The organism is Streptomyces longhuiensis, from assembly GCF_020616555.1.
Lineage (GTDB): Bacteria > Actinomycetota > Actinomycetes > Streptomycetales > Streptomycetaceae > Streptomyces > Streptomyces longhuiensis.
The window spans coordinates 1-13,753 of record NZ_CP085174.1 but is presented as its reverse complement, the minus strand read 5'-3'; the positions used below and the strand labels follow the sequence as shown (position 1 = coordinate 13,753).

Here is a 13,753-nt window from a genome sequence, read left to right as displayed (position 1 = left end):
GCAGTTCCCGTCGCCCGGCCCCATCGAGTTCATGAGTGAGCAGACGCATCTCTTCGTCGTCTTCCTGAGCGGTGACATCGAGGACGATGCGGCCATGGAGCTGGTGGGTCTGGCCCTTGAGTCCGCGGGTCGCTCTGGCAAGCAGGTTGTGGTCGACCTGTCCGGGGTGCAGTTCATGGGCGCGCATCTGCTGGGCGAGTTGCTCAAGCCGGGACGCGGCGGGGGCCGGCTGCCCTGGCTGTGTGGACCGCTCAGCTCACCGTCTGCACGCACCCTTGAGGTGACGGGGACCGACAGGGTCTTTCGGATCTTTCCCACGCTCACGGATGCGAAGGCCGCTGCCTACCCGTGACATGCGCCCCACGAGTCACGCGCCCGCGCGACGGTGCGGCGCTGCCGGTCAGTAAGGGGTACGGGGCGTAGTGCTCACGCGATCCCCTGCACCGCCATCGCCGTGCACCTTCAGCAACTACGCGCTGCCCGCTTCATCGACGCGAGCTACCGCGGCACCGTCGAGGCCGCCATCATGGCCCGTGTCGACAGGCGCTGCGCGCCGTCCTCGACCTGTGACCCGGGCCGGACCGTGCCCCGCACCGACACCACAGGGGCTCGGCGCGCATCATGCGTGCCGGGCCCCTGATGGCGTTCTGAGCGGCCGTTGTCCGGCCGACCTACGTGGCGTCGGGGTCGATGCCCTGAGCCCGCGCGGGCGCCCAGAGCAGTCGTTTCACGTCGCTCAGCTCGCCCTTCATGTCGCCCAGTTCGGCCCAAATCGCTGTCACGCGTCTGACTGCGCGGGCGTACAAGAGGGGCCGGGGCCATCGGCAGTGGCTCCGGCCCTTTACCTGCTGCCGTCAGACGTCGGTGGCTGTCGATGCGGGGGCGTGGTGGCCGGGGAGGAAGTCCTGCCGCCGAGCATCCCTGCAGACACGGGGTCCGACGGGGCTTTGTCTGGGAGCTGGGTCAGGTCAGCGGTTGACGCAGGTGTTGCCGAAGGTCGGGTTGAGCAGCCCGATGACGTTGACGGTGTTGCCGCAGACGTTGAGGGGAATGTGGATGGGCGCCTGCACCAGGTTGCCGGAGAGCACGCCGGGGGAGCCCACCGCGTAGCCTTCGGCGCCGGAGTCGGCGGCCGCGAAGCCTGCGCCACCCAGGACGACGGCACCGGTGACAGCTGCGACGGCAAGCGTCTTCTTCATGAGGATCATGACTCGCTCTCTTTGCGTTTGTGTTTGTGAGGGGGTCTGCCTGAGCAGGACCTGGGCGCCGTCCCGGTGGCGAAGAGCCTCGACACTGTTGGGACGGCCGCCTGGCTAACGCGCCTTCAGCCGTGGAGACACGACCAGAATCAGGTATCCCGCCTCATGCCACACAGCACGGCCTGACGTCGTGTCTTGTCAGCGATCGGGGAAGGGAGCCCGATTTCGCGGTGGCGATGTCTTCCTCGCGGGGGCGCCGATGAGCGATCTCGCCAACCTTCTTGGTGCCGAGGGAACGCCGGCAACGATGCCGAGGTCAGCGGTGCGCACGAGGCGGTCAGGGCGTTCACAGCCCTGATTCACTCGCCGGTGAGTTCATCCCGCGGGTGAGGAGGATCTGGGCTGCCGCGCGGATCCCCTCGACCACCTGCGGGCGAGACCTACCGCGGCAGCGTCGAGGCCGCCACCATGGCCCGCGTCGACCAAGCGCTGAGCGCCGTCCTCGACCTTTGACCCGGGGCCGCAGCGTGGCTCGCGGCTGTGCGCTTCCGCACGCCCTGGCCCGACCCGCAGCTGCGCAGGACGATGGAGCCATGGCCCAGCACGACCAGGCCGGCGTCGTCGAACCGGCGCACCCGCCGCTCACCGAGGCCCGCGCCCGTGAGGTGACGGCCGGGCTGCGCGAGGCGATGGACGACGTGCGGCGCTCGGTGGCGGTGCTCGCTGCCCGGGTCCGGGACGCGCACGCCGTCCGGGTGTGGTCGCCGCTCGGCTACAAGAACTGGGCGTCGTTCTGTGAGGCGGAGTTCGGCATCTCCTGTGCGCAGGCGTACCGGCTCCTCGACGTCGCCCGCGCTCTGGCCGCGATCCACGGAGCCGTCACGGCGAGCTCCGATCTGTCTCGCACGCGAGACAGCAACTCAGGCGCCGCGACCGCGCTCGACTACGGCCTGTCCCAGCGTGCTCTGATCGCTGTCTCCGCCCGCAGCGGCGACGTCGCCCAGCTGATCACCCGCCGCCTCGCCACGCTCACCCACAGCCGCGGGACGCCCCTGGATGAGCCCACCGTGCGCGCGGTGGTCCGTCAGGCCGTCCACGACGTCCGCACCACGACCCCGCCGCCGGCACCCGAGAACCCGCCGCCCGAGAATGCGCCGGCCGATCCCGCGCTCACCGCGCTGCGCACCCTGGTCGACGACCTCGCCGCCAGCACGTACGCGATCGGGGAGCTGATGCTGGAAGTGGCCCCGGCCCACCTGTCCGACACGGAGGCCGCCGACGTCCTGGCGCCGCTGTGCGACGAGATCGGCGAACCCCTCGAGAACGGTCTCGCGGCCCGCCGCTACGCGATCTCCGGCGACCGCCGCGCCCTTGACGGCACCGTCCTGCAAAGCGCCGCTGTCCGGCTGCCACGGGTGCAGGCACGGCGTGTGCACGGACGTGCCGACAGCTGGACTACCCTGGCGCGTCTTAAGATCCGCTGGTGGCACACACCTTCGACGAACTGGTCGAGAGACAGCAGGCTGCCAACGCTGCGCACCGCGAGGTTCTGCGCCTGCGCGACGAATATGGGCCGCCCACCGCGACGCCCTGGGGACAAGCGCAGACGGCGACGTATGAGACGGCGTGGCGGGCCTGGCGGGACCTGGCCCGGGACACGCAGGCCGCGGTCACGGACTATGCGAAGGAGCAGGGCATCGCCCGGCATGAGGCCGAGGCGGACGTGAAGGAGAAGGCTCGCGCCGGCGAGGCGCCTGACCATGCGTAGAGGCCCGGTCTGATGCCGGGGTGCCTGGTCAGCTGATGGAGCCCGCCCGGCCGGCAGAGACGTGGGTGTCCGGGCGGGGCTCTTGCTGATCCTCGCGTGAGGGCGCTGGCTACCGCATCCGTGACCTGGCCATTCGAGTGACCTCACCGCTATGGCGATGGCGCACGGAGAGGTGTCGTGCGGCACGCGCGCGTGCCCCTTTCCGCGCGCAGACTGCCGGTTGCGCACGATCGGCGCGACGACCCGTCCTGGGTGAAGCGGCGCGGCAGCCGCGCGCACCACCGAGCCAGACATGGGAATGCCCCCTCCGCAGAGGGGGCATTCCCATGACCGTCCATAGGGGTTTTCCCTGGTCAGAGCAGATTACGCGGGTACCGCTTCCCTCCTAAGGTTACCTCTGGGGCGAGCAGGACCCGCGTTGGCTACGGGGCCGTTCCCGGCGGCTCCCGGCCGGTCAGGCGCGGCGGGCGCGCGGGCTCAGACCGTGACCGGATCTGCTCCCTGGGAACCACAACTGCCCGCCATTCCTGGTGTGTTGTCGGTGGTGGCTGCTTTGCTGGTGGGTCCCGTGTGCGCAGGGGCGCACGGGACTGGTCTGGACGGGGGAGTAGCCACGTGGTGCGCGTGAGGGAGTACGTCCGTGCGGACGGCACGAGGGTGAGGGAGCACTCGCGCTGGGCGCCCGGCGCACGGCGGGAGATGAGTGTCCTGGCCACCATCGCCCTGGTGGTCGTCGGCTTTGCCGGCACCTCGGGGAGCGGCAGCGCGGAAGGCTCGGGAAAGCCGAAGCCCAGGCCCCGGTCGACGGCCGTCTACCCGGTGAAGTTTCCCGACTGGGACAGGCCGCGGGCCCGGCCGAAGCCGACCGTTTCGTACCCGATCCCGTGGGACCGGAGCCACTGAGCGACACGCGGCATCCGACGGGTGACCGCAGCCGGATTCGCGCGTTAGAACCACGTGACCACGAAAACCCAGCAGCCAGCCCCGGTCACCGGCGACGAAACGATTCCTCCAGCGTCTGGTGAGCCGATCTTCACGCAGCTGGCCACCCGCTGGAAGGCGGAGGGACGTGTCGTGCCCGGGCAGATGGACCGGGAATGGGACAGACTGGCAGACAGGTGCCCGTGGCCCACCCGATAGACCAGCGTGGTGCGGTGAGCTCCATCCCCCCGGGTCCCGCACCCGCTGTACCGGCCGGCAGCCTCGCCGACCTGCCCGGTTTCGAGGCTGCTGGACCGGCCGGTCAGGGTTGGGCCCCTCCCCTCGGGCAGCCCCGCCCAAGGCCCTAGGCGGTGTTCGTGGTGAACAGGCGTTGGGTGGCGTTGGTGGCTCCGGTCAGGCTGAGGGGGATGTCGAGGTTCTTGCACATGCGGTGGGCGCGGACGATGACGCTGAGCGTTGCGGGAGTGGGTTCTCCGGCGGGGACCTGGACGGTGACGTGGCGGGGGCTGTGGGTGTGGACGAGGGCTTCGATCGCTGCGGCGGCCGCGGCCCGAGCGTGGACGTCGAGGCTGTGGTGCAGGGTCACGCGCAGGGTGTCGCCGTCGACGCTGTGACTGATCGGCATGATGGCCTCCGCTTGCCGTGTCTTTCGGCCGTACGTGGTCCCGGCGGGCTGGCGCGGGGCTGTCCGGCTCCAGGGTGACAGTTGGGCGGCGTTGTCGCAGCTCACGGAGGCTCTCGGCGGGTCGCGTCGCGCTCGTGGGCCATGCCGGGGCCGGTGATCCGGACGCCGAGGGTGGCCGTTCGGCTCGTGGTTGCGGCAAGGCGTCGTCCGCGCGGTGCGGGCGGGGCCCCCCCCCCCCCCCCACCGCTCCCCCGAGGAGCCGCAAGGCACACGCCGGCACCGCGGCTCCAGGGCTGCCGTGCCGGGGCCCCCCCCGGGGGGCCCCGGCACGGCAGCAGCCCCACCAGTCCACCAGATCGGCAGGTTGGCCGGAACACCGCCCCCCAGCGCAAAGCCCTGGCCACGCCCCGAAACGGGGCAGGCCAGGGCCCTGGTTCGCACGGTCCGGGGGAGGCGGAGCCGGAAGCCGTTTGTCGCGCACCATCACAACGATTGCTTTGCCCGCGTGGACACCTCCGCGTCACCGCACGGCGCCTTGACCTGTCTCCTGGGAGGATGCTTGTCATATGGAGCCGTTGCCGACGCCATGCCCCGCGGACCGGATCCCGGACGCGACCGGTCTGGAAGCGTTCGAGGCCGCCTGCAAGGCTGCCAAGGATCAGCGCGTCGTGTTCATCGCGGTCGAGCAACAGGGCGGGCCCAAGCCGCCGTGGACGGTGAAGGCCGACGCGCTCACCGCCCCGCAGCACACCATCGACAGCACGGTGTACAACGCGGTGCGCGAGGCCGTCATCCGCCTCATCCGCTCCGGGGAGATCCGTCCCGACTCCTCCGCCGGCCCCGTCACCTTCGACCTGCACGACGTGGACGGCGAGGTACGGGCCCGCGAACTGGCCGCCGCCCTGCACGCCGCCCTCTACGGCGACCTCCAACCCCTGACCCGCGCCGTGCCCCCAACCACCTGACGACGCACCTGGGAGCCGGCACGCGCCCGATCCGGTGCGAACGGGCCCGTGCCGAACCAGCTGCTTCCCTGACCGGGCCGCCGCAGTACGCACCTGTGACCGGCAGCCGTCCCGTCCTGTACGCCCTGAAGCCCCCTCCGAGTGGTCCCAGACATGGGAAAACCCCCTCCGGAGAGGGGGCATCTCCATGGGGCCGCCCATGGGAACTTTCCTGATCAGAGCACTTAACGCGTCTCCCGCTACGCCCCTATTTTACCTCTGGGGCGAGCAGTACGCGCGGTCGACTACGCGGCCACTCCCGGCGCCTCCCGGCAGGTCAGGTTCCGGGACCGGCTGGCACTCATCCTCAGGTTGCCGGACGATGCCGCACCTGAAGCAGACCCGGGAGCCATCCGTCCTTACCTTCATAAGACGCTTGCACTTGGGGCAGATCACAAGGTCCGTCCTCCTCCGAAGTTCATCACGGACTGCAGCCAGGCCACGCCCGCAAATGCCCTTACTCTCCACCCGCCTCGCCCCCTCAGACCAGGCCCCTCTCCAACCTCGACATCGCAAACAGGCACTGCGCGAAAGCGCCCCACACCGTGAGCGCACGGGAATCGTCCCGGGAGGGCTTTCTCAACTGCGTAGATAGCAGTGGGTGATTGATCGAGATGCAGGGGGTGACGAGGCCTGTTTCGCTGAGGTGGCCCGCTCTTCCCATCCTAGGAGTGATCATGAGCGCTGCAGGCGAGTCCGGTCGTGCCCAGCAGAAGCAGATGCGTGCCCGGGCCGCGGACCTGGAACAGGCCGCGGAACGTGCCACTGACCCGCAGGAGCGTCAGCGTCTGAAGGACAAGGCCCGCCAGCTCAAGGAGCAGAGCGAGCAGGCAGGCGGTACGGGCAAGCCGGACATCGACCCGATGTAGTCCCGGCAGGTCCGAACAAAGACACCGGCCGGTGGCCGGCCTCCGTGACTGTCTGGCACGAGAGAGGCCCCCGGCCGGTACCTGCTTCTCTCCACCCACGAACAACGCCTCTGCCGCCAACCACACCGGCAAAGGATCACCGCACCCCTGGCAGTACCGCCGAGCCGTCCTGCCGTCACTCAGCCTGCCTGGTGGGCGCGTGCGGCGCGCACCGACTCCTGAAGCGCGGTCATCAGGTCGATCGCCGGCGCGGGCTGGGGCGGCGCGGCGAGCTGGCCGCCGGACGCCTTCGCCTCGACCAGCTCCTCGAGCGCGTGACGGTACTCGTCCCGCAGCTGGTCGACCTCGACGCCTGGGAGTTCGCGGATCAGTGCCTCGGCGAGTTCCAGCTCCCGGTCGGTGACCGGTGCGGACGGGGCGAGGTTGCCGGGGTCGCGCAGTTCGTTCCGCCAGAGCAGCGTGTGGAGGATCAGGATGCCGTGGCGGGGGCGCAGCAGTGCGATCCGTTCCCTCGAGCGGACGGCGACCTTGCACACGCCGGCCTGCCCGGTGCGGGCGAGCGCCTCGACGAGCAGCGCGTACGCCCGGTCCGCGGACGGGCCGCCGGGCCCGACGTAGTACGGCCTGCTGAACGAGATCGGGTCGATGTCCTCCCACGGCACGAAGCCGAGCACCTCCACGACGTGCCGAGTCGCCAGCGGCAGACGCGCCAGGTCTTCATCCGTGAGCGGCACCAGCTGCCCATCCGGCAGCTCCCAGCCGCGCCCGACCTCCTCGTACCCGATTTCACGGTCCTCGGCCTCACAGAACCGCCGATGCTGCACCCTGCCGCTGTCCGCGGCATGGATCTCCCGAAGCCGGACTGTGTGCTCTTCGGTCGCCGAGAACAGCTTCACGGGCAGCACGACCAGCCCGAACTGGATCACGCCGGACCACAGGGCCCTCATGCCTTAAGCCTCCATCGCCACCGCTCCGGATGCACCTCGGCCAGCACGCCAGTGCGGAGGTTCAGGCCGCGGGATCGCCCTGGTGGTCGTCGACTTCGCCAGCACCACAGGGAACGGCAGCGCAGAGGGCTCCGGAAAGAAGGTGCCCCGGCCCCGGTCGACGGCCGTGTATCCGGTGAAGTTCCGGGACTGGGACAGGCCGCGGCCGACGCCGATCGTCTCGTATCCGATGGCTCTGTCCACGAGTTCCGACAGCGCTGGCTAGGTGCGTTGGGCACTGCGGCGAACGACCCTGGAGGCATGGCCCGTCTCCGCTTCTGTGACTCCTGCGGGGCACGACTTCCCAAGGATGCGTCGACCCGCCGAAGGTACTGCGACGACGTCTGTCGGGCTCACGCGTACCGGGACCGGAAGATCACCGACCGGGACTGGGGCCTCGGATTGATGCTCGGTGAGGCGGAATGGAACCGTGACACCGGCATGATCCGGCTGCTGACCTGCCCGGTCTGCGGCCACATCACATTCGCCGGCGGGCACCGCCGCCGAGACGCGCTGTATTGCTCCGGGCGGTGTCGATCAAGAGCCTGGCGCCTCCGGGCGGCGCGCAGAGCGCGGGCAGCGTGACATACAGCCGTCACAGAATCGGCCTCTACTGACGCGTATGACGGCTCTACGTCACGCTTACGGATCCGGCCACAACGGCTGCCATGTGCGCGGAGACTGCCCCGCGCCGACACCAAGTGTGATCACCTGGACCACAGGATCAGGCGTAGGGGGAGCCGTGTACCGAGCGAGGATCAAGGACAACGGGTTGCACGTCTTCGCCGTGCAGATCGACAACGAGCCCGCCTGGTACACGGACAAGCACAAGCTGATCTGCTGGACATGCGACGCCGGGGTGAACGCCAAAGGCACCTACGTGAAGCGCAACGGAGCCAGCTACCGCGCGCACTTCGCCCTCAACCCGAACACCCGCCACACGGCGACCTGCCCGTTCAACCCCGTCGAAGTGATCACCTCGATCGCGCAGGGCGCCCAGGGCCTGGCGCACGTGGACGACGGCGTGCTGAAGCTGACCCTCCCGGGCGACCTCGCCGACGTGGCGCCGGTTCCGGACGAGACGAAGCCGGAGCTGCCGCCGCAGGACGTGAGGGCCCAGCAGATCGATACCGTGCCGCCGCCCCTGCCGCCGTTGCTGAACTGCGCCGCGAAGATCGCCCGGTTCCTGCAACTGAACGCCTTCGACGACAAGGTCGTCGCGAAGTTCAAGGTGCAGCCCTACGGCCGCAAGACCACCATCCCGTGGGGACGCTTCTGCTACGGGCCCACCACCGACGCCTACGCAGACCTGGCCGCGCGCCTGGACCCGCAGCGCCCCGAAAAGGCAGCACCCTCGCACCCGATCGCCGTCTACGGCACGGTCCAACGAGCCCGCCCGGACGACAGCGGCCGGCCCTTCGTCTCCCTCGCCGACCACAGCGACCTCGACGGCACAAAGTTCGAAGTCGTACTGCGCTCCATGCACCCCACCCTGATCAAACCGCTCACCGCCAGCACACACGTCCTGGCCGTGGGCAAATGGAAAATCTTCAACCGCGGCCGCGTACCTCAGCTGGTGATGTTCGCCGACGAGGCCTGGCAGATCGCCTACTGGCACAGCGACGAGAACACCGGCACCGCAACCCAGCCGACCAGCCCGCCCGCCCTGACCCCGCACCAACGCGCCACCGAACGGCCCGCCCGCACGCCCTCCACACGAGCACGCCGCCCCACCAAGGCCGTTGCTCGCTCCGGTCGACGCCGCGACGTTCCCACACGCCACACGACGACACCGCACCCTGCGATCCCCCGGACCGCGCCGCCCACCCTGCCCACGCCACTGGCAGTCGCGGAGCCCGACTCCACGCAGCAGCAGCCACAACCCCCGGCCCCCGCAGCTCCGCAGAGCCCGCCTGCGGGCCAGCCTCGGACTCCGCCTCCCGTTCCTGCCGCGCCGTCCGCCGACCAGGAGCCCATCACGCCTGCCGTGCCGCCGGCCCCGCCCAAGCCTTCCCGTCCGCCGCGGCCGGCCTCAACTCCGCTGCCACCGCGGCGCCGTTGGCGGGCGGGACTGGCCGGTTGGCTCAGACGCCGCAAGAAGCGCCAGGACTGAGCCGCCCGCTCCTCAGCTCGAGGATCAAAGAGATCCACTCAGCCTGAGAGGGCGCTTTGGAGCGCCTGGACGGCGCCAAGGCGTTTCACAGGTGTGGCACAGATGATGTGGGCATGAGCCCGAAGGCCCTGGGGGATGCCATCCGTGAGCTTCGCGTGTCTCTTGACGCGATTCACGCATACGTCGAGCTGGCGCAGTGCGCTGTGAACTCGGAGCAGGTGCAGACGATTTTGAATCGGATCGAGGGCGAGGCCCGGCGGGGCAGTAGCGCGGCGCATGAGGTGTGGCTGTACACGCACGAATCCCCCTGAAGCGGAACGCGCCACCGACCGCGGGCGCGTCAGCGTCTGAAGGACAGGGCTGCCGGCTCAAGCAGAGCGGGCCCGCAGGCGGTACGGGCAAGTCGGACATCGACCCGACGGCTGTAGTCCCGGTAGTTCCGAGCACAGACACCGGCAGATGGCCGGCCTCCGACTTGGACCCGCACGATCCCCAACATAATTGAATGATTGAGGACGTTTTATAACCAAATAGACAGAGGGGGATCTGTTCAAGCAAGCGGCTTGCGCAGGGCTATCCCTTGATCACATACTGTCGCCGGACGCACAAGTGTCCGAATATTTGGGGGGGATCTCATTAGATTCCGGAAGACAGTTACGCTGCTCAGCGCTGCCCTGTTGAGCATGGTCACACTCACCCAGGCGAACGCCGCGTCTGGAGAAGACAGCCTCCAGAAGAAGATCGACAAGGTCTTGGCAACCACAGAAGGTGGTACCCAGATCAGTCGCAACGAGATCGCATTTGATGGTGGCGAGGCCATCTTGGCCTTCCCGCTTCCGGGTCACCGCGATGCGCCGCCTAGCAGCCCCGCCGCGGTCAAGCTGCAGGCCAAGCGCGCTGGAGTCTCGACCAAGTCGGTCCAGGCATCCAGGGAAGCAGGGGCCGAACTGGCGGCCAGCGACGACTGCCCCACGGAAGTTTTCGGCAACGACTGGTACTGCTTCTACCAGTACGAGAACTTCGGCGGGCAGCGCCTCCAGTGGAACGCGCCGCACAACCACAACGACATCAAGTTCTTCTCCGAGTGGGGGTTCGAGAACAAGACCTCGTCCTGGTCAAACAAGGGGGGCCTCGTCATCTACGTTGAGGGGCGCGGCGAGACCGGTCTCGATAAGTCTTGCTACGACAGCAGGGCGATCTTCTTGTGGGGTGAGCAGCCCCACACGAGCGACTCCTTCGTAGGAACCAGCCTGGACAACAGGGCCGACTGCTTCTGGACGTCTGACTCGTAGGTCTGTTGCGGGGGTGACGTGGTGCTCGCGCCACCCCCGTCTTTTTTGGATCGACCTCTTATGTGTACCGCCCAGTGCCGCCAGGTCGCTAGCCTTTCAGGAACGTCACATAGTTGACGACCGCCGGCGTCTTCACTTTCAGCATTCCAGGGTCACCGGTCAGTACCTCCTCGTAAGCCAGCACGCGACCGAGGCGGGGGTCGATGATCAATATATGCTTAGAAGGCACCACAGAATTAGTTGACTCTACGGTAAATGCCACACCCTCTCGACCCGCTCGGTCAGTCGTGGACCCAGAAAAGCGCAGACCTTTCTTCGCTGCCAGCGCGCGGAGCACTGCCGCTCGCTGCCGCGGCGAGAGATGATTGGTCATCATTTTCTGAACCAGAGATTCAGAGATAAATCCAGCAGTGTCCCCGGGCGAACCCTTTGCGAGCCACTTACGCATCCCATCAGGCCCCGGCGGGTTGCCGTAGGAAGAGCCACCGTTACCAGTGCGTGTCGTGGGTTCGTCTATCGAGTCCCACTGCTCCTGCCACATTTCCTTCTGCTTGGCATTCTGGAACTGAGGATCTTCTGCCCGCACCGACCATTTGATGGTTCCGTCAGCGCTTTTCCAGGAATCCCGGCGTTCGGGAACGACGGCAGAGGTGATCTGCCGTCCCCCGATCCTGGTGCTAAGGGACCAGGTCTCCTGCACGAAGTGATCGCTCGATGACGTAGGTTCCTTCAGCCTCTCAGTTCGGCGGGCAACTGCCTCCAGTTCCGCGCGTGCAGACAGGTCACGTGCCGAACTGATCTTGAGCATCGGCGGCGTGGCGCCGTACGCCGGCTCCGGGTAAGACCCTGGAAGCAAGTCACTGACAACTACTGCTGTGGCCGCGAGCGCACCCGTCACCGCCAGCGCAACCGTCAGTCCCACCCTCCTCCTTGAAGCTTTGCGGCGCCGTACTTTTCCACGAGTTCGGGACTGGGGTTCAGACAGGATCCGCTCAAGGAGAGCTTCTCTCTCCTCTGGCAAGGCGTGGGCCACCTGGATTCGCGAACCGGCCGCTGCCAAAGTTTCCTCAACATCACGCATGAGCTTCCTTCCGCGCGCGATCCCCGCCGCTGATGGTTTGGCTGGACGAAATTTTCGCGAGTAGAGTCCTTAGTCTTTTGCGGGCCCGGAAGAGGCGCACTCTGGCGCTTGCTGCTGAACAACCCAGCGCCTTGCCACTCTCGGAAATTGACAGTTCTTCCCAGAGTGCAAGCCGTAGGACCTCTTGGTCATTGGCGCTCAGCAGGTCAAAAGCCTTGACTAGGTCAAGCTCTGCGATCACATCGTCTGGGTGAGGGCCATAATCAGCGGCCGGCCGCTGATCTACGAGGAGCTCCGCGAGCTTCAGCTGGCGTTGCTGAGAGCGCCGATCGTTGGCAAGGGTGCGTCGAGCAACGCCGTAGAGCCACGGCAAAGGTGCGGTACGCGGAAGGTCCGGAAACCTACGCCACGCGGTCAAGAAGACGTCAGCTACCACGTCCGCTGTCCTGGTCGGATCGCTACGCTTCGCGACGTATGCCTCAATCGCACCAAAGTGCTCCCTGTATATCTCGGTGAACCGCTGGTCATCGCTCACTGTTTCCATGCACCCTCCACCACAGATGTGTCCAGCCGACCCACGAGCGTTACACCCTGCGTCCTTCGGCTTCTGTAGCGCAAGGAACGGAGGTCGCACTTGAGCCTGAACCCCCCCGACATGACCCACGACAGGCGTGCCGGCTTCCCGGCCTGTGTGGTACATCCGGCAGCCGCCTCCGGGGCCCGACCACCGTGCTCGGTCAGGAGCGTCGTACGTTCGAGCGGACGGCACGAGGGTCCGGGCGCACACGATGAGCGCCCGGCGCAGCACCGGAGATCCCAAGACGGCGGTGGCCAACCTGCAGGACCTGCTTGCCGACCGGTTGCGCGTGCTCGGCCCGGACTGTCGCGACACGTTCGCCACAGCTCATCAGCTGGCTCACTGGCGCGGCGTCGTGGGCGATGCCGCGGGCGCGGTGAACGCGTTGGGCGACCTGGTGGAGGACCGGGAACGGGTGCTGGGCGAGGACGATCCCGAGGCCCTGAGCACCCGGTACGACCTCGGAGTCTGGCAGGTGGCAGCAGGATACAAACTGGCGGCCATCGACACGTTCCGGGACCTGCTGCCCGACCTGGAACGCCTGCACGGCGCCCGCCATCGCGACACGCTGCGAACCCGCTGCCAACTGCTATGTGCCGAGGGGCGGATCAGCGAGCCGGAGAGGTGCGGCGAGATCGCCCAGGAACTCCTCGAGGTACTCCAGCAGCAGTGGCACGAGCTCTGGGACGGCCACCATGACACTTTGACGACGCGCCGGGAAATGGCTGTCATGCTGGGGCGGTCAGGTCAGGCCGCACAAGCTGAGACCAGCCTCAGGCATCTCCTCGACGAGCTGCTGCCGTCCTTCGGGGCCGATCACCGGGCGGTACTGCCCATCCGTGACGAGCTCGCCCATTGGATGGGTGTGGCCGGTGATCCTGCCGGCGCGGCAACCGCCTTCGCCCAACTGCTTCCCGATCGGGTACGTGTTCTGGGCGCCGATCACCCCGTCACCTTGCGCACCCGCCACCAACTGGCCCACTGGCAGGCGCTGGCAGGTGAAATCCCTGAAGCCGTCGCGGCGTTCGAGCAACTACTGGCCGATCGGCTACGCCTGCTCGGCAGGAATCACGAAGACGTCGGCCGCACCCGTGAGGAGCTGGAGCACTGGCGGGCACAGGGCTAGCTGACGTAAGCCGAGCCCGCGGGCCGGGCGGTGCTTCTGTACCCCCTGGCCCGGCCCTGCAGCTGGGCGGGACGATGGAGACATGGACGAGCACGACCGGCACCATGATCACGCTACCGAACCGGCACAGCCTGGGCGTGGCCTTGTACGTGAAGTCACGGCTCTGGTCCA

Annotated in this window: 14 protein-coding genes; 9 read left to right on the top strand and 5 right to left on the bottom strand. The window is 68.0% G+C overall.

Going from position 1 to position 13,753, the window contains the following annotated elements; genetic code table 11:
• Positions 1 to 31: 31 nt before the first annotated feature.
• Positions 32 to 352, top strand: a complete 321-nt coding sequence (locus LGI35_RS44925; protein WP_227300797.1) for an STAS domain-containing protein — start codon at positions 32 to 34, stop codon at positions 350 to 352.
• Between the two features lie 616 nt (positions 353 to 968).
• Here the strand turns inward: LGI35_RS44925 and LGI35_RS44920 are convergent.
• Positions 969 to 1,208, bottom strand: coding sequence for a chaplin (locus tag LGI35_RS44920; RefSeq protein WP_227300796.1), 240 nt, complete (start codon positions 1,206 to 1,208; stop codon positions 969 to 971).
• 584 nt (positions 1,209 to 1,792) lie between these two features.
• Here LGI35_RS44920 and LGI35_RS46455 point away from each other — a divergent pair.
• A complete protein-coding gene (locus tag LGI35_RS46455) occupies positions 1,793 to 2,926 on the top strand; it encodes a hypothetical protein (RefSeq protein ID WP_341483514.1) in 1,134 nt (377 codons plus the stop codon).
• A gap of 656 nt (positions 2,927 to 3,582) precedes the next feature.
• On the top strand, positions 3,583 to 3,870 hold the full coding sequence (locus tag LGI35_RS44900) for a hypothetical protein (RefSeq protein ID WP_227300792.1): 288 nt from the start codon (positions 3,583 to 3,585) through the stop codon (positions 3,868 to 3,870).
• Positions 3,871 to 4,252: 382 nt separating this feature from the next.
• On the opposite strand, the gene LGI35_RS44895 is transcribed toward LGI35_RS44900, so the two are convergent.
• Positions 4,253 to 4,534 carry a hypothetical protein gene (locus tag LGI35_RS44895; protein ID WP_227300791.1) on the bottom strand — a complete coding sequence of 94 codons (282 nt, stop codon included), beginning with the start codon at positions 4,532 to 4,534 and terminating at the stop codon, positions 4,253 to 4,255.
• A gap of 566 nt (positions 4,535 to 5,100) precedes the next feature.
• On the opposite strand from LGI35_RS44895, the gene LGI35_RS44890 reads away from it, so the two are divergent.
• Both LGI35_RS44890 and LGI35_RS44885 read left to right on the top strand, forming a co-directional pair.
• Positions 5,101 to 5,499: a hypothetical protein gene (locus tag LGI35_RS44890; protein WP_227300790.1), complete on the top strand. Its 399-nt coding sequence runs from the start codon at positions 5,101 to 5,103 to the stop codon at positions 5,497 to 5,499.
• Positions 5,500 to 6,215: 716 nt separating this feature from the next.
• On the top strand, positions 6,216 to 6,407 hold the full coding sequence (locus LGI35_RS44885) for a DUF6381 family protein (protein WP_227300789.1): 192 nt from the start codon (positions 6,216 to 6,218) through the stop codon (positions 6,405 to 6,407).
• A gap of 179 nt (positions 6,408 to 6,586) precedes the next feature.
• Here the strand turns inward: LGI35_RS44885 and ku are convergent, their stop codons facing one another.
• Positions 6,587 to 7,354: a non-homologous end joining protein Ku gene (gene ku / locus LGI35_RS44880; RefSeq protein WP_227300788.1), complete on the bottom strand. Its 768-nt coding sequence runs from the start codon at positions 7,352 to 7,354 to the stop codon at positions 6,587 to 6,589.
• A gap of 781 nt (positions 7,355 to 8,135) precedes the next feature.
• Between ku and LGI35_RS44875 the strand changes: the two genes are divergently transcribed.
• The 3 genes from LGI35_RS44875 (at position 8,136) to LGI35_RS44865 (ending at position 10,798) form a co-directional block, all read left to right on the top strand.
• Positions 8,136 to 9,506 carry a hypothetical protein gene (locus tag LGI35_RS44875; protein ID WP_227300787.1) on the top strand — a complete coding sequence of 457 codons (1,371 nt, stop codon included), beginning with the start codon at positions 8,136 to 8,138 and terminating at the stop codon, positions 9,504 to 9,506.
• A gap of 113 nt (positions 9,507 to 9,619) precedes the next feature.
• On the top strand, positions 9,620 to 9,817 hold the full coding sequence (locus LGI35_RS44870) for a hypothetical protein (protein ID WP_227300786.1): 198 nt from the start codon (positions 9,620 to 9,622) through the stop codon (positions 9,815 to 9,817).
• Positions 9,818 to 10,189: 372 nt separating this feature from the next.
• On the top strand, positions 10,190 to 10,798 hold the full coding sequence (locus LGI35_RS44865) for a peptidase inhibitor family I36 protein (RefSeq protein ID WP_227300785.1): 609 nt from the start codon (positions 10,190 to 10,192) through the stop codon (positions 10,796 to 10,798).
• A gap of 88 nt (positions 10,799 to 10,886) precedes the next feature.
• Here LGI35_RS44865 and LGI35_RS44860 read toward each other — a convergent pair whose 3' ends face one another.
• Together LGI35_RS44860 and LGI35_RS44855 are read right to left on the bottom strand one after the other, a co-directional pair.
• Complete coding sequence (locus tag LGI35_RS44860) at positions 10,887 to 11,879, bottom strand: CU044_5270 family protein (protein ID WP_227300784.1); 993 nt, start codon at positions 11,877 to 11,879, stop codon at positions 10,887 to 10,889.
• The gene (locus tag LGI35_RS44855) at positions 11,872 to 12,423 is read right to left on the bottom strand and encodes an RNA polymerase sigma factor (RefSeq protein ID WP_227300783.1); all 552 of its coding nucleotides are present in this window, start codon (positions 12,421 to 12,423) and stop codon (positions 11,872 to 11,874) included. The genes LGI35_RS44860 and LGI35_RS44855 overlap by 8 nt, the downstream gene beginning before the upstream one ends.
• Positions 12,424 to 12,667: 244 nt before the next feature.
• Here LGI35_RS44855 and LGI35_RS44850 point away from each other — a divergent pair, with 244 nt between their 5' ends.
• A complete protein-coding gene (locus tag LGI35_RS44850) occupies positions 12,668 to 13,582 on the top strand; it encodes a tetratricopeptide repeat protein (protein WP_227300782.1) in 915 nt (304 codons plus the stop codon).
• The last annotated feature ends 171 nt before the right edge of the window (positions 13,583 to 13,753 follow it).